The 21,445-nt window shown below is 42.4% G+C and carries 21 protein-coding genes; 19 read left to right on the top strand and 2 right to left on the bottom strand.

The genetic code is table 11. The features are described 5' to 3' along the window. Positions 1–6: 6 nt before the first annotated feature. From AC1U9Z_RS00805 to AC1U9Z_RS00875, 15 genes are all read left to right on the top strand, one after another. Positions 7–1,674, top strand: a complete 1,668-nt coding sequence (locus AC1U9Z_RS00805; protein WP_479955236.1) for a GAF domain-containing sensor histidine kinase — start codon at positions 7–9, stop codon at positions 1,672–1,674. Further along, entirely contained in the window at positions 1,674–3,209 is a 1,536-nt protein-coding gene (locus AC1U9Z_RS00810) for a sigma-54-dependent transcriptional regulator (protein WP_479955238.1), read from the top strand. The genes AC1U9Z_RS00805 and AC1U9Z_RS00810 overlap by 1 nt, the downstream gene beginning before the upstream one ends. A 494-nt stretch (positions 3,210–3,703) precedes the next feature. Beyond that, positions 3,704–5,431 carry an aldehyde ferredoxin oxidoreductase family protein gene (locus AC1U9Z_RS00815; protein ID WP_479955240.1) on the top strand — a complete coding sequence of 576 codons (1,728 nt, stop codon included), beginning with the start codon at positions 3,704–3,706 and terminating at the stop codon, positions 5,429–5,431. 123 nt (positions 5,432–5,554) lie between these two features. Beyond that, positions 5,555–5,839, top strand: coding sequence for a MoaD/ThiS family protein (locus AC1U9Z_RS00820; protein WP_333530207.1), 285 nt, complete (start codon positions 5,555–5,557; stop codon positions 5,837–5,839). 77 nt (positions 5,840–5,916) lie between these two features. Continuing rightward, entirely contained in the window at positions 5,917–6,153 is a 237-nt protein-coding gene (locus AC1U9Z_RS00825) for a MoaD/ThiS family protein (RefSeq protein ID WP_333530209.1), read from the top strand. 87 nt (positions 6,154–6,240) lie between these two features. Further along, positions 6,241–6,939: an ABC transporter permease gene (locus AC1U9Z_RS00830; protein WP_333530210.1), complete on the top strand. Its 699-nt coding sequence runs from the start codon at positions 6,241–6,243 to the stop codon at positions 6,937–6,939. 1 nt (position 6,940) lies between these two features. Then, positions 6,941–7,672, top strand: coding sequence for an ABC transporter ATP-binding protein (locus AC1U9Z_RS00835; RefSeq protein ID WP_479955242.1), 732 nt, complete (start codon positions 6,941–6,943; stop codon positions 7,670–7,672). A 93-nt stretch (positions 7,673–7,765) separates the two neighbouring features. After that, the gene (gene moaA, locus AC1U9Z_RS00840) at positions 7,766–8,743 is read left to right on the top strand and encodes a GTP 3',8-cyclase MoaA (RefSeq protein ID WP_479955244.1); all 978 of its coding nucleotides are present in this window, start codon (positions 7,766–7,768) and stop codon (positions 8,741–8,743) included. 6 nt (positions 8,744–8,749) lie between these two features. After that, a complete protein-coding gene (gene moaC, locus AC1U9Z_RS00845) occupies positions 8,750–9,244 on the top strand; it encodes a cyclic pyranopterin monophosphate synthase MoaC (protein WP_479955246.1) in 495 nt (164 codons plus the stop codon). Then, complete coding sequence (locus tag AC1U9Z_RS00850) at positions 9,232–9,669, top strand: MOSC domain-containing protein (protein ID WP_333530219.1); 438 nt, start codon at positions 9,232–9,234, stop codon at positions 9,667–9,669. Before moaC ends, AC1U9Z_RS00850 begins: the two co-directional genes overlap by 13 nt. After that, entirely contained in the window at positions 9,650–10,939 is a 1,290-nt protein-coding gene (gene mobB, locus AC1U9Z_RS00855) for a molybdopterin-guanine dinucleotide biosynthesis protein B (RefSeq protein ID WP_479955248.1), read from the top strand. The genes AC1U9Z_RS00850 and mobB overlap by 20 nt, the downstream gene beginning before the upstream one ends. Before the next feature lie 113 nt (positions 10,940–11,052). Further along, a complete protein-coding gene (locus AC1U9Z_RS00860; protein WP_479955250.1) occupies positions 11,053–12,630 on the top strand; it encodes a methyl-accepting chemotaxis protein in 1,578 nt (525 codons plus the stop codon). Between the two features lie 234 nt (positions 12,631–12,864). Continuing rightward, the gene (locus AC1U9Z_RS00865; RefSeq protein ID WP_479955252.1) at positions 12,865–13,401 is read left to right on the top strand and encodes an RNA polymerase sigma factor; all 537 of its coding nucleotides are present in this window, start codon (positions 12,865–12,867) and stop codon (positions 13,399–13,401) included. Then, entirely contained in the window at positions 13,388–14,824 is a 1,437-nt protein-coding gene (locus AC1U9Z_RS00870) for a hypothetical protein (RefSeq protein WP_479955254.1), read from the top strand. Before AC1U9Z_RS00865 ends, AC1U9Z_RS00870 begins: the two co-directional genes overlap by 14 nt. A gap of 264 nt (positions 14,825–15,088) precedes the next feature. Next, on the top strand, positions 15,089–15,211 hold the full coding sequence (locus AC1U9Z_RS00875) for a hypothetical protein (RefSeq protein WP_479955256.1): 123 nt from the start codon (positions 15,089–15,091) through the stop codon (positions 15,209–15,211). A gap of 154 nt (positions 15,212–15,365) precedes the next feature. Here AC1U9Z_RS00875 and AC1U9Z_RS00880 read toward each other — a convergent pair whose 3' ends face one another. Next, complete coding sequence (locus AC1U9Z_RS00880) at positions 15,366–15,497, bottom strand: hypothetical protein (RefSeq protein WP_479955258.1); 132 nt, start codon at positions 15,495–15,497, stop codon at positions 15,366–15,368. Positions 15,498–15,772: 275 nt separating this feature from the next. Then, entirely contained in the window at positions 15,773–16,381 is a 609-nt protein-coding gene (locus AC1U9Z_RS00885) for a hypothetical protein (RefSeq protein WP_479955260.1), read from the bottom strand. A gap of 90 nt (positions 16,382–16,471) precedes the next feature. On the opposite strand from AC1U9Z_RS00885, the gene rlmD reads away from it, so the two are divergent. From rlmD to AC1U9Z_RS00905, 4 genes are all read left to right on the top strand, one after another. Further along, on the top strand, positions 16,472–17,842 hold the full coding sequence (gene rlmD, locus AC1U9Z_RS00890; RefSeq protein ID WP_479955262.1) for a 23S rRNA (uracil(1939)-C(5))-methyltransferase RlmD: 1,371 nt from the start codon (positions 16,472–16,474) through the stop codon (positions 17,840–17,842). A gap of 301 nt (positions 17,843–18,143) precedes the next feature. Then, on the top strand, positions 18,144–18,905 hold the full coding sequence (locus AC1U9Z_RS00895; protein ID WP_479955264.1) for an LAGLIDADG family homing endonuclease: 762 nt from the start codon (positions 18,144–18,146) through the stop codon (positions 18,903–18,905). A gap of 19 nt (positions 18,906–18,924) precedes the next feature. Beyond that, positions 18,925–20,205 carry an McrB family protein gene (locus AC1U9Z_RS00900; protein ID WP_479955266.1) on the top strand — a complete coding sequence of 427 codons (1,281 nt, stop codon included), beginning with the start codon at positions 18,925–18,927 and terminating at the stop codon, positions 20,203–20,205. After that, positions 20,202–21,440, top strand: coding sequence for an McrC family protein (locus tag AC1U9Z_RS00905; RefSeq protein ID WP_479955268.1), 1,239 nt, complete (start codon positions 20,202–20,204; stop codon positions 21,438–21,440). Before AC1U9Z_RS00900 ends, AC1U9Z_RS00905 begins: the two co-directional genes overlap by 4 nt. Positions 21,441–21,445: the final 5 nt, after the last annotated feature.

The raw sequence follows: 21,445 nt of genomic DNA on the forward strand, positions 1-21,445 counted from the left end.
GTAACTATGTGTGATGATAAATTAACCATTATACAAAATTTAACAGGAGTGAATTCTTCTAAGTTAAATTATTATCTAGAGGTGCAACGATCAAATGAACAAATTAAAATCCAGATTAATCGATTAGAAATCTTACACCAGCTGATTAAAGATATTAACATTGACATGTCTTTATCCGATATACTTGAGCGGGTTTATAGCAAACTGCCCCAGGCAGTTCCCTGCTGCTATTTAGGGTTGGGACTTGCTCACAATAATAAACTGATTATGACTGCTGCCACCCCGGTTAACGACTGTGTTGGGCAAGCTGTTCCAGTCACTTCAGCACTCTGGCAATCCTATAATAGATGTGAACGTCTTCTGATAAATATGGACAGCAACCCGGAGCAATTTAGCCCCGTGATAAATTGGGATGATCCTGTGGGGAGATTGGGGCTTGATGCTGTGGCCATTGTGCCTTTGCTGGTAAGAAATCAAGTGATTGGGGTTCTTATTGTTGGGGATAGTCAGGTATCGGCCTACGGTACTTCTGAGTTAAAATTTATTGAGCAGATGGCGGACCAGTTGGCTATCTGTATTGAGAATGCTCGTTTGTACAAGGAGATTTCCAAGGGAAAGCAAGAGTGGGAGGCTACCTTTAAGGCAGTAACAGATCCCATCTTTCTGATAGATAAAAATTATCAAGTTTTAAGGCATAATTTGCGCGAGGGTAAGATTCCCTTAGAGGACGATGGCGAGGAACAGAAATGTTATCAGGTTATTTGGCATAGGGATACTCCCTGTAAAAACTGCCCCATGGAGGAAGTTTATCAATTGGGCCGGGGAACTTATCGTCAAATTCAAAATGAAGGAGCCATTTTTGATTCTTTTTACTACCCAATGGTTGGACCAGATGGAGAAACCTATTCTGTAATTTTGCTGGTAAAAGATGTAACAGAAAAGGAAAAAATGGAAGCTCAACTCATGCAATCGGCAAAATTAGCAGCCATTGGGGAAATGGCCGCTGGTGTTGCCCACGAATTAAACAGCCCCATGACGGTGGTCATCGGTACTGCACAAATGATGCAAAGGGATATGAATAAAGAGCATCCCCATTCGGAATGGTTAGATGATATAATTAATTGTGGGATGCGTTGCAAAAAAATTATTCAAAATCTACTATCCTACTCCAGACAAGGACATTTTGCCTTAACAGAAACAGATATCAACCAACAGGTGGAAAAGGTATTAAGCTTAATTCATTATCAAATTGATCGCAATAACATCAGTATTATTGAGAACTTGGATCAGCATGTTCCTCATATCATGTCCAATGGTCATCAATTGCAGCAGGTTTTGATTAACCTGCTTCTTAATGCCAGGGACGCCTTGGAAGATAATATAGGCGAAAAGTGTATTTGGATATCGACAGCAGTGGAAGTAGATCAGGATAAGGAATGGGTTGTGCTTACAGTAAGTGATAATGGTCGCGGTATTAGCCCGGAGGGGTTAACCAAAATATTCAACCCCTTTTATACCAGTAAAGAGGCAACCAAGGGAACTGGACTGGGGCTTTCTGTAAGTTTTGGCATTGCTCAGTCCCACGGCGGAACGATTAAGGTCGAGAGTAAGCAATGGGTAGGTAGTACCTTTAAATTAATGTTGCCGATAAGGCAAACAGGAGGTGAGGCCTAATGGTAAATGGTCCGGGTATCCTAATTATCGATGACGAACAATCGGTCGGTACATTCTTTAGCCGTCTCCTAAGATCAAAGGGTTACCGAATTGGCGTTGCGTCTTCCGGCGACCAGGCTCACCAACTTATAGCAAAGGAAAATTTCGACGTAGCAATGGTAGATTTAAAGCTGCCGGATGCCGATGGCCTTAGTCTTCTCCAACATATTAAGAATGTACAACCCCAATGTGAAGTTATTATAATGACCGGTTATAGTACCACTCGCACTGCAGTAAAAGCAATTCAATATGGTGCCTTTGATTATATAGAAAAACCCTTCGATGATATCGCTTTGGTAGAGAAATTAATTGAAAGGGCTATACATTTTGGCAAAACAGTTGGGCAGCAAGGCAAAGATTCTTATAGCTGGAGCCAAATGGCAGAAAATATTGGTTTTCAGGTAGGCAGAACACCCCAAATGATAAAATTAGTATCCATTGCAGAACGGATTGCTGCAAAGGATATTAATGTCTTAATTCATGGTGAAACGGGTACTGGTAAGGAAGTTTTGGCTAGTTTTGTACATGCTGCAAGTCAGCGCAGTGATAAACCCTTTCTGGCTGTCAACTGCGGTGCACTGCCGGAAAATTTGCTGGAAAGCGAACTTTTTGGTCACGAGAGGGGTTCCTTCACCGGAGCCAGCGTGCAGCGTAAGGGGATTTTTGAGCTTGCCAACAACGGAACACTTTTTTTAGATGAAATTGGAGAAGCTAGTTTGGCCATTCAGGTTAAATTATTGCGGGTTTTGGAAACGGGTGAATTTCTTAGAGTAGGCGGGGAAAAACCTGTCAAGACCAATGTAAGAATTATTGCAGCTACCAACGTAGATTTGGAAGAGGCTGTGAGCCAAAGGCAATTCAGAGAAGATTTGTTTTACCGTTTGGATGTGGTTCGTCTGGTTCTTCCTCCACTACGGGAACGTAAGGAAGATATCCCTCAATTTGTCGATCATTTTGTAAATCGTTTTTGGGAAAAGAACGATGGGCCTGTGCCAACCTTTTCGGCCTCCTGTATAGAAGCGATGATGAATTACCACTGGCCCGGAAATATCCGGGAGTTAGCTAATTCTGTTGAACAGGCCTTGGCTTTATGTGATAGTCAAGTTGTTCTGCCAGAGCATTTATCGGGAAAAATAAATGGCAAACTATTAAATGAAAACCGCAATGTAAAAATGGATTTACCGAAACAAGAGTATAATGTAATTACCAATATATTAAATACCAAGCATGAAGATTTAGATCAACTGGATGAGGAAACGTTATTGGATCTTTATTATAAGATCGATGATCTTTACCGTGCAATTCATAGGACCATGGGGAAACGGGGTATCACCTCGGTGTTTCCTTTGTCTATTAGCGAAATAGAGGCCAGAGCCATTGAAGAAACCTTGGATTTTTTCAATGGGAATGTTAGTATGAGTGCCAGGGCTCTGGGCATTGGACGCAACACACTGTATCGTAAGGCCAAGGAATACAATATAAATATCATTAGCTAAACAAAAATGCCATAGGGGGAAAGTTCTCCCTGTGGTATTTTTTACGATAGCAAAACCCGTTAAGTTGTTTCATTACGATACGAATGATCGTAACCGAAACAATTACATGTTTCGGTTTAGAACAATCAGTCTGACTAAAAGTGGATAAATCATTGGCATGTGTTTTGCGTTGATTTGGAAGTAAGAATAGTTGGTCTAGTGTTTATATTTAAAAAAGTTTAATATCTAAGCAGGAATCGGAGTTTTAGTGACGAAATATGAAATATTTAGACAAACTATTAGACAGACTATTATTTAAAGTAAATTCAGACTTAATTTAAAATTGAATATGTAGTTCTACGCTTCCGATTTACTAATCTCCTACCGGGAATTAGTAAACGGGGTACGACAAGTAATTGTTGTGCCTGCCATTGCGCAAAGGAAGGGGTGCCCTAGGGCATCCCTTTTTATATTGCAATTTAATGCCAAAAAAATCCAGTAGGGGGTATATAAACATGACTAAACTTTTCCGTGTGAACATGACCACCAAAACAGCCAACGTAGAAGAACTTCCTCAGAAGTATATCGGCCTGGCTGGCCGCGCTCTGACCTCAAGTTTCGTACTGGATGAAGTAGACCCTAAGTGCCATCCCCTGGGACCCAATAACAAACTAATTTTTGCTCCTGGCTTATTAGGCGGAACGAACTGTGCAAACTCTGGACGTCTGTCCGTGGGAAGTAAGAGCCCATTAACTGGCGGTATTAAAGAAAGTAACTCCGGTGGGACTGCAGCTCAAAAGTTAGCTAAGATGGGTATTGCTGGTGTAATTGTTGAGGGCATGCCCGAAGATGATAAGTTTTATGTCATTAAAGTTACGGTGGACGGTGCTGTTGTAGAAGAAGCCCCGGCTGAAGTTATTGGCAAAGGCAACTATGAAGCGATCCGTGTTTTAAGTGAAAAATATGGTGCTAAAGTTGGTGTAATGATTGTTGGTCCTGCCGGTGAAATGAGACTAACTTCTGCTAACATTTCTGTAAAAGACCCAGAAGGCAATATCCGTAGTGCCGGCCGTGGCGGTTTAGGTGCGGTTATGGGTTCTAAGAGGGTAAAGGCCATTGTTGTTGATGATACCGGTGCCAAGGGTGTGCCCATTGCCGATTCTGAAGCCTTTAGGGCCGCTGCCAAGCGTTTTGCTAAAGGACTGCTGGATCACCCGGTAACAGGGCAAGGTCTACCTGGCTTTGGTACCAACGTACTGGTTAATATTCTGAACGAAGCGGGCGGCCTACCCACCAAAAACTTCCGTACCGGCCGCAATGAATGGGCCAACAATATCGGTGGTGAGACCATGAGTGCCACCATTGAAGCCCGTGGCGGTAAAGTTTCCCACGGCTGCCATGCCGGTTGTGTTATTCGCTGCTCCCAGCATTACCATGACAAAGAAGGCAAATACCTCACCAGCGGCTTTGAATATGAGACCATCTGGGCCCTTGGTGCCAACGCTTGCATTGATAACTTGGATGCCATTGCGGAATGCGATCGCCTGATGGATGATATCGGTATCGACAGTATTGAAACTTCCGTAACAGTTGGTGTAGCGATGGAAGCAGGCATTATTCCTTGGGGTGATGCTGCCGGTGCGATTGATTTGATCAAACAAATTGGTGAAGGTACTGCCTTGGGCCGTATTATTGGTAACGGTGCTGCCTTTACCGGCCAAGCCTTTGGTGTAGCCCGGGTGCCTGTTGTTAAGAAACAAGCAATTCCTGCCTATGACCCCCGCGCGGTTAAGGGTGTTGGCTTAACCTACGCCACCACTCCCATGGGAGCTGACCATACCGCTGGTTACGCCGTTGCTACGAACATTCTTAAAGTCGGTGGCTTTGTGGATCCCCTTGGCAAAGGCGGTCAAGTTGAGCTTTCCCGCAACCTGCAAATCGCCACTGCTGCTGTTGACAGCACGGGTCTCTGTCTGTTTGTAGCCTTCTGTATCCTGGATAATGCAGATGCCTTCCAGGCCATCATTGATATGCTGAACGCTCAATATAGCTTGTCCTTGACGGCAGATGATGTTACGGAGCTAGGTAAAACGGTATTACGGGCTGAACGTAAATTTAATGAATTGGCCGGCTTTACCAAAGCCGATGACCGTTTACCCGAATTCTTTAAAGAAGAGTGTCCACCGCATAACACCACCTGGGACTTCACGGAAGAAGAAGTTAATGAGGTATTTAACTTCTAAATCTACCGAAATTCCCAAAAGGAGCTGGGTTAACACCGGCTCCTTTTATATTAGGATCGAACACTATAAATATTTTTATTGTTGATTAATCCCATATATAATAAGTTTAGGGGGGAGTGTAAAGTGGGGACAATTGAATTAAGGGCCTTTGGTGCTCTGCAAAAGATATTGTCTGAAGAAGGTTATTCCTTTCCGACTAAAATAGAAATCGAAGCTAATACGACTGGCTATGACCTTATTGACAGGCTGAAAATTGATAAAAAACAGGTTGAGGCAGTTTTTATTAACGGTTTGGTAGAAGGTTTATCCCATCCCATTGCTCCTGGGGATCGAGTAGCACTATTACCTCCGGGAACCCCGGGACCCTATAGGGTGTTTTTGGGCATTATTCAAAAGAAAGAAACCTAATTGACAATGAGCTTTGGCTTTACTTTGCTTTAATTTTGCAATAATTATTGTTATAATCACATAAGAGGTGACGGTGCATGCAGATTGAAGTAAGGGTTTATACCGGACTGGAAAAATACACAGGTACACGCTATGGGGAAAAAATTCTTATTAATATGGAAGAGAACAGTACCACACGGGATATCGTTAAGCAACTTAATATTCCTGAGGAAGAAGTTTTCAGCACACTAATTAATGGCTTGCACAAAACCCTTGATACTGTTTTGCAGGAAGGTGACCGGGTGGCATTTTTCCCACCAGTGGGTGGGGGCTAATCGTTATTTTATGCAGGGTAGGAGTAGTTCCTACCCTAGAACAAAGACTCGTTATGTATAAAAAAACATAATGGTGGTGGATATTGCTTGGAAGTGTTTTCACAAGGGTTAATCATGGCCGTTAAATTATTACTGGCAGGAGATCCGGAAATTATTGAAATAGCCTTGCTAACCCTAAGGGTGTCTTGCACAGCCACCTTGATTGCTGTGCTAATTGGGGTGCCCTTGGGTTTTTTGCTGGCCCTAAAAAGTTTCTCAGGTCGCAACATACTAATTAGTTTAATAAATTACGGCATGGGTTTACCCCCTGTGGTGGTGGGGTTAGTAGTCTGGCTATTGTTAAGTAGATATGGACCATTAGGAATGCTTAATATGTTGTATAGCCCTGGGGCCATGATCACAGCCCAGGGTGTCATTGCTTTTCCCATTGTGGCTGGTTTTACCCTAGCGGCCTTTCAGCAGCTTCACCCCAAACTAAAGCTGCAAATACTATCCTTAGGTGCCACTAAACTACAACTGCTGTGGCTAATGGCTAGGGAGGCCAGACTTGGACTGTTGGCAGCGGTCATAGCAGGTTTTGGTGGTGCTGTTTCTGAGGTGGGGGCCTCTATGATGGTAGGAGGTAACTTAGTTGGTTATACCCGTACCCTAACCACAGCAACTGTTCTTGCGGTAAACAAGGGACAGCAGGAAATGGGTATGGCTCTCAGCCTTATTTTGTTAATCATTGCTTTTTCCATAACAGTGGTCTTAACGATGGCACAGCAAAGAGGGAGGTGCCCTTAGCATGCATGTTCTGGAAGGAAAGGGCATTCAATACATCAAGGGAAGTAAGACCATTTTAGATATCGATTATTTTGCCCTGGAGGAAGGGAAGGTTAACTCCCTCATAGGAGTAAACGGGGCCGGTAAAACCTCTTTTATGCATATTCTGGCCTTGCTTCAGGAACCCACCGCGGGACAGATTTATTTTAAAGGCGAAACGGTAACGAAAAAAAATTTGTTAAAATTACGCCATCGGATGGCTTTTGTTTTTCAACAACCCCTTTTGTTAGATATGAGTGTTCGAGAGAATGTTGAAACGGGTTTGCGTTTACGAAAGTTTCCGAAAGAAGAGATCAAGCAGCGGACAGATAAATGGTTGGAGAAATTAGGAATTTCCCATCTAGCCAACGGCGGTGTCCGATTTCTTTCCGGTGGTGAAGCCCAGCGGGTTAGTATTGCCCGGGCCTTGGCCTTGGACCCAGAGGTTCTTTTTTTAGATGAACCCTTTACAGGCTTGGATAGTCCTACCAGGGGGCAACTACTATTAGATATGGTGAAACTGTTGCATGGTACAAAAATTGCCACATTATTTGTTACCCATGACTATGCAGAGATTCCTTACCTGGCCCATCGGTTAACCGTTATCGATCAAGGAAAAATTATTCAGTCAGGGACCCCGGAAGAAATCTATAAGAATCCAAAAGATCAATCGGTGGTTCGATTGTTGCAATGGCTACCCCTTGGTACGAAGTGAATCAAAAGGTTCCTTACAAATAAGCTGGAAGCAATTTGAATTAGCTGCAATATGAAATAGAGGTACAAGCCAGACGAATAGGGGGCTGACCAAATGATTGATAATTACCAAAGAAACATAAACTATCTACGCATATCTGTCACCGATCGCTGTAATTTGCGCTGCGTTTATTGTATGCCTCCAGAAGGTGTGAAAAACACCCCTCACGGGGAAATACTAAGCTTAGAAGAAATTACTCGAGTGGTGGATGCTGCCTCTGATCTTGGCATAAGCAAAATTCGTATTACGGGTGGGGAACCCTTGGTAAGAAAAAATATTGTGGACTTATTTGAAAGTATTTCGGCCAATCCGCACATTGATGATATTTCGATAACCACCAATGGCGTACTCTTTGCAGACATGGCAGAGGATTTAAAAAGGGCGGGTTTAAATCGTGTAAACTTTAGTTTAGATAGCCTAAATCCGAATGTTTTTCGGGATATCACCCGTCTAGGCAAATTTGATGATGTATGGCGCGGTATTCAGAAAGCCTTGGAGCTGGAACTCTATCCGGTAAAATTAAATGTAGTGGCGGTACGAGGTGTCAATGATCATGAGTTTGCTGATTTTGCCCGGCTTACCAGGGAATTGCCGCTGCACGTGCGTTTCATTGAATTAATGCCCATTGGGGAATGCAATCCCTGGGCGGTTGAAAATTTTATTGCTGCGGAAGAAATATTGATGAAACTTCAGCAGGGATTTGGCCCTTTGAATACAGAGGTTAAAGTAACTGGCGGTGGTCCGGCTAAATATTTTAGCCTACCTGGTGCCAAGGGGACCATTGGTTTTATTACTGCCATTAGTCAACATTTTTGTGCTGCCTGTAACCGACTGAGACTTACAGCCAATGGCCAGCTTCGTCCATGTCTTTACGGCCAGCAAGAATTTGATTTAAAAACTCCCCTGAGGGAAGGTGCCGATAGGCAGGAATTGGCTACACTTATTGCCAAGGCAATTCGATATAAACCAAGTCAACACCATATGGAAGAGGGTTGGACAGACCGTCGAGTGATGAGCCAGATTGGGGGATAAGGCATAGTGTCAGAATTAACTCATTTTGATGCCAGTGGTAATGCCCGGATGGTTGATATAACAGAAAAAGCCGAAACCCATCGGGTGGCCGAAGTAAGAGGGGAAGTGGTCATGGCACCGGCCACTCTTAAACTAATTCAAGAGGGCGGTATGGCCAAGGGGGATGTTCTTGGCGTAGCCAGAGTAGCGGCAATTATGGCTGCCAAAGGCACACCAAACTTAATTCCCATGGCTCACCCGATCATGATTACCGGAGTTAATATCGATTTTAAAATTGTACCACCGGAACGGGTGGAAATTAGGGGTATTGTGAAGACTGGCGGCAAAACAGGTGTGGAAATGGAAGCACTCACAGCGGTTAGCCTAGCGGCACTGACCATCTATGACATGTGCAAGGCGGTGGATAAAGGAATGATGATTCAAAACATCCGCCTGGTCAGCAAAAGTGGTGGCAAAAGCGGCGACTTCATCCGGGAAGGAGAGCAACAATGGGAAAAATAGTAGCTGTTTGCACCAGTCCTAAGAAAGGCATGAGAAAGAAAAACGTTGGGGAAGCGATGTTGTTGGTTGAACATGGCATCGAAGGGGATGCCCATGTTGGGGAATGGCACCGTCAGGTTAGTTTATTGGCCCAGGAAAGCATAGAAAAGATGCGTCAGATGGGTTTAAAGGTAGGCCCTGGGGATTTTGCTGAAAATTTAACCACGGAGGGAATCGATTTAGTTTCCTTGCCCATTGGAGCTAAATTAAAAATTGGTGAAGCTGCTCTGGGTGAGGTGACGCAAATTGGCAAGGAATGTCATACCCGTTGTGCCATCTATTATCAGGCGGGGGATTGTGTTATGCCCAAGGAGGGTATCTTCATTCGAGTACTCCAAGGAGGTACAGTGAAGGTAGGGGATAACATTGAAATTCAGCCACAATAAAGAGTTGCCGCCGGTTATTTCCCTGGTGGGTCGTTCAAACTCTGGAAAAACTACTTTTCTGGTAAAACTTCTTCAACAATTAAATTCACGAGGCTACCGTATAGGTACTGTAAAGCATCATCGGGGCACCTTTGAGCTAGATATAGAGGGAAAAGACACCTGGCGGCATAGACAGGCCGGGGCTGAAATTGTTGCTTTGGCTACACCCAGTGGATTTGGCCTCACAAAGAAAATAGACCAGGAAATGCCACTGGAAGAAATACGGCAGTATTTTTCCGGCCTGGATCTAGTTATCGTGGAAGGTTTTAAACAGGGTTCCCAACCAAAGATAGAATTGGTGCGGGCAGCAGTTGCTAACGAAACGGTATTACCCACTGGGGAATTGTTAGCTGTGGTCAGTGATTTACCCTTACCGATCGATATACCTCTCTTTGATTTAGATGATATTGAGGGTGTGGCTAATCTGATAGAAAACACTTTATTACAACCAAAAAATAAGGTGGCACCAACCACGCTATCCGACCAACAGAGGGAACGCTACAATCGCAATATAATGCTGCCTGGGGTGGGAGAAGAGGGACAGCTTAAACTACTAAACTCTTCGATACTGGTGGTAGGTACCGGTGGTTTAGGCTCTCCGGTGAGCTACTATTTAACGGCTGCTGGCATTGGCAGACTTGGTTTGGCTGATGCTGACGTGGTGGATTATTCTAATTTGCAAAGGCAAATTGTCCACTCAACCCCAGATATAGGACGTTTAAAGGTGGAATCTGCCAGGGAGAAATTAGCTCGGATCAATCCAGAGACAGAGATCATCACCTATCCCTGCCGCATGAATGAGCAAAATATTTTGGAACTGCTGGATGACTATGATATCGTGGTGGATGCCACAGATAATTTGGAAACCCGCTATGTTCTTAACAACGCCTGCATTGCTAAGGAAAAACCCTTTATATATGGTGGGGTTCTGTCCATGGTAGGACAGGCCATGACGATATTGCCAGGCAAAGGACCTTGTTTCCGCTGTATTTTCCGGGATAAGCCTATCAACCACACAGTTAAGGGCACCACAGAAGTAGGGATTCTCGGATCTGTAGCGGGTATCATTGGGACCATTCAAGCCACCGAGGCAGTGAAGTACCTGCTGGGCAAGGGAGATCTATTAGTGGGGAGAATCCTTACGATGGATGCGCTATCGATGTCCTTTATGGATGTAGAGGTTAAAAGGGATTTACGATGTCCTGATTGTGGTCATTTAAATAAAGAATGATTTTAAAAACCTGGTATTAGACCAGGTTCTTCTTTTGGCCTAAAGAGAAATCGAAATTTGACGAATAATGTAATATGAAGGCAATTTGACGTTTGTTAGGGGGACGTAAAGTAATGAGGATAACAGTAAAGAAGAGGCTTTTTCTTGCCAATGGTGTATTAATCGGTCTTATTATCTGTCTCGGCTTGTATGCAAGTTTTACAGTGGGTAAAATCAATGATAAGTTAATGGAGATTTCCAATGTTTGGTTAGCTGGAATTCAGTATGCTGAGGAAATTAACACCTTGATTTCCGATACTCGTACGCGGGAATACAGGCATATTGTTGCTAATGATAGTAAGGAAATGAAAGAAATGGAAGAATCCATAGAGCAAAATAAGGTGAAAATAAATAAAAACTTAGCTAGTTATGAAAAATCCATTGACAGTGTTCAGGACCGTAATTACTACACGGTATTAAAATCTGAGTGGAATAACTACATAGCTACGAATGAAAGACTATTGGAATTAAGCCGTACTGGTCAGAAAGATGAAGCACATAAGGTTATAAAAGGTGAATCTTTGACCCTATATGATGCTGCTGTGGCTGCCTCCAATGAAATTGTTAAATATAATCAGGAACAAAGTAAAATATCCAGTGCCGAAGGGGACAAGCTCCAAGAACAATCTGTTTTTATGTTGAGCATAGCCATTCTACTGGCAGTTGGTCTAGGTATTGCTGCGGCCCATTTCGTTGGTCGTAGTATTAATTTACCACTGAAGGAGATTGAAGAAAGTGCGAATAAATTAGCCCAGGGGGATATAACCATAGCGGATCTAAACATTCGCAGTGGAGATGAAATAGGACATCTTGCCCAGGTTTTTAATATCATGAAGAATAACTTTAAAAACACGTTAGATCAACTAATCGAAACAGCTAATCATTTAGCGGATGTGGCAGGGGGGCTAAATGAACAGGCCCGGCAAACAGCCACTGGTGCAACAGAAACCGCCACCACCATGAATGAAATTGCAGCAACGGTGGAACAGGTGAGCAGCAATGTACAGGAGGTTGCAACGGTTTCTGATACCGCCGCTAAACATGCCCATGCAGGAAATGACGGGCTAATTAAGGTAAATTCACAAATTCAAACCATTACCCATTCGACGAACGAGGTGGCCCAGGTTATTCAGCGGTTAAATCAAAATTCTTTGGAAATTGGTAAAATTGTCAATATGATAACTGGCATTGCTGATCAGACGAATCTTTTGGCCTTAAATGCGGCCATCGAGGCTGCCAGGGCCGGAGAGCAGGGAAGAGGTTTTGCGGTGGTGGCAGAAGAGGTAAGAAAGTTGGCGGAGCAGTCTGCCACAGCTTCCAAGGAGATCGCACGACTTATCCAGGATATGCAAAAAGAAACTCAACTGGCAGTGCAAAAGATTGAGCAGGATAACCGGGAAGTGGCGGCAGGTGGTGCGGTGATTCAGGATGTAAGCCATACTTTCCAAAAAATTATTACTTCTGTGCAAGGCTTAACCTCTCAAATTCAGCAAATAGCCTCAGCTACCCAGCAAATGTCGGCAGGAGTTCAAAATGTTGCTGCCTCCACGGAGGAACAAACAGCTGCGATGGAGGAAGTCACCAGCACGGCTGAGTCCTTAGACAAAGTATCGGATGATCTAAAGGTGTTGGTGGGTCAATTTAAAATTTAGCAGTAAAAGGGGAGTGTCGCTTAAGCAGTCCTCCAATAAGGATGTTTACGAAAATCATAGTTGTTTAGCACATAGCCAAACGATTATCGATAAATTGTAAATAATCTTTATTGGAGGATTTTCTTTATGGCAAACTTTGAATTTAAATATTGATTCCTTTAATTAATGTCACAAAGTAGTGCTTTGAATTGTTATAAGGGTACAGCTAGCTGATAAATAAGGGAGAAGGAACACATGATTGAAATAGATTTAGGGCGGCGTTTTGTCACCGGCGGAGAAGATGAATTGGCAGAGGTAATCAATCTGTACGGTGAAAAACTGCTACGATACGCTACTGCTATCCTATGTGACTACCATGAAGCGGAAAATGTGGTGCAGGAGGTTTTCCTTTCAGCGTATCAAAAACGTACCGCATTTGACGGTGGTAATCTTTCCGCATGGCTCTACAAAATTACATACAATCGGAGCTTGAATCAACTCAAAAAACGAAAGCTATTTTGTTTTAGGGAAATTCGCGATAAAGTGGTTGCCCCTGCTGAAGATATGGGGCTGAGCGATGAGGTGCTCCGCGCCTTGCGGAGGCTCAAACCTAAAGATCGGGCTTTGCTATATGCTCGGATTATGGAAGAGGAGAGCTATGAGGAACTCTCCCTGCGCACAGGATGTTCTCCTGCGGCCTTGCGCAAGCAATATGAGCGAGCCAAAAAGAAGATGGCGGATTACCTGGCCGCAGAGCATAAAAGAAAGGGGTCAATGCATGAGTGCATTTGATAAGAACGAAAAAACGATACATGATGCGCTTTCCCAAATTACCGTTGATGCAAGCAAAATTAAGAGCAAGGTTCAGAGTCGGTTGCATGAAGAAACATTCTGTGGTGCCGATCCTCGCCGGGTGCGATGGGCAAACTCTATGGTGGCAGTTATCGCGTTGTCGGCAATGTTGGTTGTCACTGCGGCTGCGGCTGCGGCGGCGCTGGGGGGCTTTGATTGGTTTATCCAGAAATTCAATCCCTCTTTCAGTGAAGTTGTTGAACTAGTAGAAATTTCTTCTGAGGATCAGGGCATCCGTATGGAGGTCATCGGTGCGAAGAAATATGGGAACAAGGCTGTCGTGTACCTGTCTCTTCAGGATATCAGCGGCCAAAACCGCCTGACCGAGCAGACCGCTTTCCGGGACGGCTTCCGTGTGGCCACGGACCCGCCGGATAGAGGCACAGGACAAGCGGGCGCGGTTACCGCCAGTTTCTCGTGGAAACAAGATCTGCTGTTTTTTGATGAGGAAACCAACACCCTCTATTATGAATTCAATATTACAGCTGATGCTGATTCGCCACTTGCAGATCCGCTGGAGTTGGGCACCTCCCTTATTTATTTCAGCAAAAGGGAGTATGAAGAACCGGTTTCCGTATCTTTGGGTGGCCTTGACGGGGCGCAGGTTACACCCATTGTGGAAAACCAGATCTGGGGCAGCAGGGATGTGCCGGACGACCTCAGCAGGATCACGGCTGCGCTGACGCCGGGCCATTACGCCGCTCTGGCACACGGGGAAGATGATCAATGGATTTCCAATATCGGTATCGTGGACGGCAAACTACACGTGCAGATCGGCAAGATTTTTGGCAAAGAGTTTGGCAGCACCGATGCCACGCTCGTTCTGAGAACGCCGGACGGCCAATTTATCACACCAGACTATGAATTGACCCTCTTCGGTGACGAAGACTGCCGCTTGCTTAATTCAGGAACAGCCAGCTACTCCGACGCGGCATACAAGTACCATGAAGCCATTTTTTCTATCACCACCGATGAACTGGACGACTGCACCCTCTACTACAACTGCTTGGTTTATCCAGGTGTGGAAGGAAGCTGGAAGGTGTCAGCCAATCTAAGCGACACCAGTCGGCAGTCGCGTATATGGACAAACGACGTCCCCGTTGAAGGCCATCTTTTCGAGTATTTGACACTCAGCCCGCTTGGTCTTGAGGCCCGGGGCAGCTACGAGGGAAAAGAATGTCTGGCAAGTGAAATGACTTTAGAGATTGAGACGATGGATGGCATTATTCCGCTAGAAGGCGGCGGCGGAAGACTTAACGATCAAGAACAGACCTTTAATTTACATTGGGATACGGAAAGCCCGGTTGATGTTACAACCGTTACTGCTGTCATGATAAACGGTACGCGTATTCCTGTTAAATAGGCAGATGATCCCTAGCATATAGCCGCCATGATATCAAATAGTATCCTGTTTGTGCAGCTTGTGTATCATGGCCGTATGCTCTAAAATGATTTTCGAGAAAATACGAAGCAAAAGTGTTCTTTGATTTGGCTCAAACAGCCTTTTTAAAGGGCATTTTTGTTTTTCAAATCGATGCATACTTTGTTTTGTAAGTTGACTCAAGACGGCATTTTATGCAGTTGATTATAGCTATATTCTGGAGGGAAAGGGGGAAATGCATGTAATTTGATATTCGAGCGTTCCAGCAAACTGGAGCAGGAAATCACCACGGAACAGGATAAGATGCTGAACGCCGACCGCTTTCTGGCTGTTGTGGACAGGTACACCTATTCAGGAGCTAACCCCTGAAATTGTGCGGGGTTCCATTGAAAGGATTGTGGAGCATGAGCGCAGCGAGCCGTGGAAGAAGAAAAACAAAAAACCCAGGGCTATTGCCTGGGTACAGAGAATTGGATCATTTAGTAGAAATGATCGAGGATACCTTGGAAAATTTATCACGGAATTACTTCTTAATATTAATCAGTGTTTTTTTAGGTTCTTCTTTGCTGGGTTTAATATCGCGAATCTTTTGTAAAAAGATCAGGTCATATAACCGAAAAAGGCCGTTAGCACTTTTTTTCACTTTCCCGGACATAACACCACCTCCGATTACTTACCGATAGGTAAAGGTTAACATAGCTGGGCAATTGTCGCAAGGCCGACAGTTAAAGAGCCATTATTAAAAATAGGCTGACAATTTTAAATAATCTATTTACAGCATATGGATGTTGGCCAAGGGCCATTCCTAGCTTTTCTACTCTGATAATCGCTATCTATTATCATTGTTTGGATGGTGCCGGCCAGCGCCATGAGAGTCTTATACTTTACGATGGTATAAAAAATAAACCCCGGCGGGGGTTTATCAAAGATTTATTCATGGAAGGGCTGCTTATTAATGGTAATAAATGGGCCACCGTCCCTCGCGGGTAACACCTTAGGCAGGGAGGGGAGGGGAGGGTTCTTTTCCCTGCGGGGAGATACCGGCGGGGGATGGGGCTCCGGTTGGGATGGAATAACAGGTGGCTGAGATGCCCCCGGTTGATTTGGCCCCGGTTCAACCGGGACCTTTGGCGGAGAGGGTTGACCTCCAGAGGTCAGTGGCTCCAACGTAGGATCTCCTGGCGGTTCCAGTTGGGAGGAAGAGTTGTTGAAGCCACCTGGCCACACGGGGAAAGTTCCTTTATGAGGGATGGGGCCCTTGGGGTTTTCCAATGGGTGTCTTGGAGCGTGCACGACGGTGATGCTGTTATAAATACGTTCGTCTTCACTGACCAGCTGGCCATTATCATAGGTCCGGTGTCGAATTTCAACCCGAGGAATATAAGCGGATACCTCCGCGGGAACACTAAGACTGGAGAGACGACATAAACGAATGCCAGCTCCTTCAACTACCAGATCAACATGGTCATTCTGGTAGCAATGGCAAGGATCTGGTAGCTGTAGTTGACGATTTTTTCTTAGCACTTTATACTGAGCCATAGTAGTCACCCCAAAGGGAAATTATTCCTTTACTCATATATATGTTAATTGGTAGAAAACGGTTACATAATAAATAAGAGGTGTAGAATTTTGCAAAGTATCTTATCCGCCGGAGATAAAGTTGATATAGAAATCAATGGGCTCGGTCATTCCGGTGAAGGAGTAGGCAGATATCAAAATATAGCCGTATTTGTGCCCGGTGCCCTAAGCGGTGAAAGGGTTCGCGTACGCATAAAGCAAGTCAAAAAATCTTTTGCCAGAGGAGAACTAGTTGAAATTTTAATAAACTCAACCGCCCGCCTAGAGCCCACTTGTAAATACTACCAGCATTGCGGCGGTTGCCAACTGCAGCATTTAGATTATCAAGCACAACTGGCACACAAAAGAACCGTTGTGCAGAGTGCCCTGCAAAAGATTGGTGGCTTACCAGATGTTACGGTTTTGCCAACACGGGGCATGAAAGACCCCTGGCACTACCGCAATAAAATACACTTACAAATAAAAGAGGAAAAAGGCAGGATAAAACTGGGCTACTATGCGGAAGGTAGCTACGAATTGGTTGCAGGATTAGCAGGGCAAGCCTGTCTGTTAGTCCAGCAAGAGATCAATCAGGTTATTGCAACATTGGAAGAATTAATTAACGAATATAAATTAACACCCTATCACTGGGGGAAAAAACAAGGTCTGCTGCGCCATGTTATGATTCGCCGGGGATTTCACACCGGGCAGTGTATGGTTGTGCTTATCACCTCCCCAGAAAAATGGCCCACGGCGAAATCATTTTCCCAGGCCTTAATTGCCCGACACCCAAAAATCACCTCCGTAATTCGCAACATCAACAACAACCCCGGTCGCGTTGTGTTAGGGCGGGAAAACCAAGTTTTGTCTGGCAAAGAATACATAGAAGATGAATTAGGCGGCTTGAAATTCAACATCTCTGCCAGTTCCTTTTACCAAATTAACCCTCTGCAGACCGAAGTGTTATACCGTAAAGCAATGGAGTATGCTCAACTAACCGGAAAGGAACGAGTCATTGATGCTTACTGTGGCATCGGCACCATTGCCCTTTATTTGGCCCGCTATGCCGGAGAGGTGGTTGGCATGGAAATTGTGCCCGCAGCGGTAGCGGATGCTAAAAAGAATGCCCGATTAAACGGGCTGACCAATGTAAAATTCCTTCAAGGTGCCGTGGAAAAATTATTGCCCTCTATGGCGAAGGAACTAAAACCAGATGTGGTGGTATTAGACCCACCTAGAAAGGGTTGTGAAAAGGAAATATTAACCGCTATTTCCCAGGCAAAGGTACCCAAAGTCGTCTACGTTTCCTGCGACCCAGCCACCCTAGCCCGGGATTTAGGCGTGCTGGATAAGCTAGGATATCAAACTCTGCAGGTACAACCAGTGGACATGTTTCCCTGGACGGGGCATGTGGAGTGCGTGGTAAGGATAGAAAGAAGGTAGCTGGTAGAAGTGCATTTTTTAGTCATAATATAGAGTGTATCTTATATTCCCTCTGACTGATGTTTGAGGGAACTTTTTGTTAGAGGGGTTGCACCTTTACTCAGAAATATACAATTAGGTGCAAAGAACCATGATTTTGCTTATCTGTAAATTAAAATTAGTATTAAATTTAAGATCATAAAAATTTCAATGTTCAATCGTCAATGATCTGTACCATACTCTTCGGTAAAAATAGTGAATTGTTTCCAGATTAAAAATAAACTAAAATATATTTAGTAAAATTTATGGGAGGGAAATAACAATGTCCATTTCTTATCAGAAGTTAAATATTGGTTTGGATATGGGTACAGAGTACTTAATTAACGAGAACGCTTACTTTCTAGGCGGTATACTTGCGGCAAATGAACATGTAAGTTTTGGAGATAAAGAATACTGGTTGGCACCGGTTCGCCATAACAAAAGTTATATAACAAACGAGGAATTAGAGCAACATTTTTACTATGTTAAGAAGATGTCTGCTAAGATATCCCATGAAACATTGATGGCTAACACTCTCGAGAGAAATGGAATTGAAGTTAAAAAATTTAAAAAAGGGATGCGAGGATTTGCGACGTTTTTTGAAGAAAAAAAGGCTACAACTATTGAAGAAATTGCGAAGCAAATGAAACTAATAGTATTAGGTTCTACTTACGATGTAAAGCGTAGTTTTATTGTAGGGTTGTTTGATGGCAGAGGTGCGATTGATGTGAACAAGAAAAATCGCACTATCAGATATATTTCTTTGGATTGTGATAATATAGTGGTAGCTTCTGAGCTTATGGAGATATTAGAAGATTTTGGTTTCGCAGTCAATTATAATGAATCAAGAGAAAGACTTGAAGGTGGTAGAAGAAGAGAAAACCAATTAAGGGTGCCTGATGCTGCCCTGTTTATGGAAAAGGTGGGGTTAATTTCTCGAAAAAAATTTGATGTAGTAAAGCAATGTTTTAATCTGACAAATGATTACGTGGTACGTGATGACGGAGAGGTTTTGGAAGGCTTGAAGTCAATACAGAGGAAATAGAATAAAGGGGTAAGAAAATATGGGTAGTAATGTTATTTATTATGGACCCCCGGGAACTGGTAAAACATATCAGATGCAGAAATTGATCTCTGATTATACTGACTATAAGGTAGAGAATAAAGGTATAGAAGATGCGTACTTTAAAACTTCAAAAGACTGGATATTACTGGTTCTTATTATATTGCAAAATAATAATCCTATGACCCCAAAGGAAATTCTGGATAAAATCAGATCATTAAAATTTGGGTCTAGTTATACTAATGTCCCAACAGACATATTAGAGCTACACTCTGTTCATGATTCAATTTTAGGTACGCGACGTGCTGCTCCTCGAATATTTATTGAAAATAAAGGTAAAGGAGTTTGGTATGTCGATAGAGTTAAACTCTTAGAATATGATAAGGATTTCATCACCAATCACCTTACTCCAGATAGTATTGAAAAGCGATATGATTTTGTCACTTTTCATCAATCATTTGTGTATGAAGATTTTATTGAAGGAATAAGACCTTACTTTGATAAGAGTACCGCTACTCTAGGTTATGAAGTTCAGGATGGTGTCTTCAAAAGAATTTGTAAAAAGGCGATGGATAATCCTCATAAAAGATATGCACTATTTATTGATGAAATTAACCGTGGAAATATTTCTGAGATATTCGGTGAATTGATTACACTCATAGAGCAAGACAAGAGACTAGGACAATGCTGCGAATTAGCCACAGTTTTACCATATTCAAAAACTAAATTTGGAGTACCAAGTAATTTAGACATAATTGGGAGTATGAATTCTGCGGACAAATCCATAGCCATGCTAGATATAGCTTTGAGAAGAAGATTTGAATTTATAAATATTACATGTGACTACAGTAAATTAGAGGAAGCACTTAAGTTAGAGGGGATTAATGCCAAGGATATTGATGGAGTAGATCTTATCAAAATGTTAAGGGTCATTAACTATAGAATAGAGCTTATGATAGATGCAAACTATGTCATCGGACATGCATACTTCATAAGGATTAAAACAGTTGAGGATATAATAAATGTAATTAAATTAAAAGTAATTCCTTTACTGGAAGAATACTTTTTCAATGAACACGAGAAGATCCAGATTGTATTTTCGGATTTGGATGACATCGGTGCTTTAAAAACTAATGCTATTTATACTCACGAAGAATTAGAAGTAGAAAACCTTCTTGAGTATACAGGGGAATATTCTTTCGAAAGCAAGAAGAAGTATACAATTAATCCCAAAATTAATAAAGATTCATTGATTAAAATTTATTCTGGGGTTAAATTATGAAAATTACGGTACATGAAAACGAAAAAATTCTAATTGCCTCGAGCAGAAGTGATGTAAACAAAAAAATAACGAGAAAAGATGCTGAGACGTTAAGAAGTATTGAGAGTAAGTATAATGGTATATTTAAATGGGGCTATAATTATTTGAAACCACAACAATGGGTTGGGATTATCAGTACTGATAATTTAGATATAGAAATTCTACCTAAAATTTCAAATAATTATAGTGAGAAAGAGATTCGTAAGACTCTTCTCTTTATGTTTCAAAAAGCACAAGACATACCAGTGAAAAACAATATTAATTCAAATGTTAAATTGGATAAGTATGGCTTAGTTGAATTATTTATTTCGAATTTTCTATTAAATCTCGAGGAATATATAAAGGAAGGGTTGCTTTCCTCTTATTCAAAAAAAGAAGAAAACCTACATGCCGTAAAGGGAGCACTTGCTTTTACAGAACATATAAACAGAAATTCAATTAGCGCGACTAGATTTTATTGTTCTTTTTCAAAATTAGTAACCGATAATAAGATAAATCGAATAATAAAATATACTTTATTAAAGATTACTGAAATTAGTATGAATGTGCACAGCGTTGGTAAGGCAAAAAGTTTCTTGAGGAATTTTGCTGAAGTTCAATTGGATTACGATGCGCCATTATATATTAATCAAATTGTTTTTGATAGACTAAATTTCCGGGTTAAACCCATTATTGAGTATTGTCAATTATTCTTAGAAGGATATTCAATTCAATTGACTGCTGGGGTATGTAATGTTAAGGCCATGCTTTTTGATATGAATAAATTATTCGAACAATTTATTTTTAACACATTTAAAAAAATATACCCGGGTAAGGTTAGATATCAGCATAATCAGAGCTATTTATTAGAAAATATCTCATCAAATAAAAAACGAATAAAACTAAGACCAGATATATTGCTAAATCTAGATATTGATAATAGAATGGTTGTTGATACTAAGTGGAAGATCATAGACAAATTTGCAAAGGAAAGCGACGTATACCAGATGAATGCTTACGTAACGGCAATTCCACTAGTTAACGAGGTAATTCTAGTTTATCCTTTTGTACCAAGTATTAATTCCATAATAGGCAATTATAAATTTCTTAATCAAATCGGTAAAGATAAGATGCTTAAAATTAGAGCGGTTAAAATGGAGTTGGTCAGGAATGAGAAATTATTTAGAGAGCATTTAAAAAGGTTGGTAGAAACTTAGGGGGA

This window comes from Desulfotomaculum sp. (genome assembly GCF_982386235.1).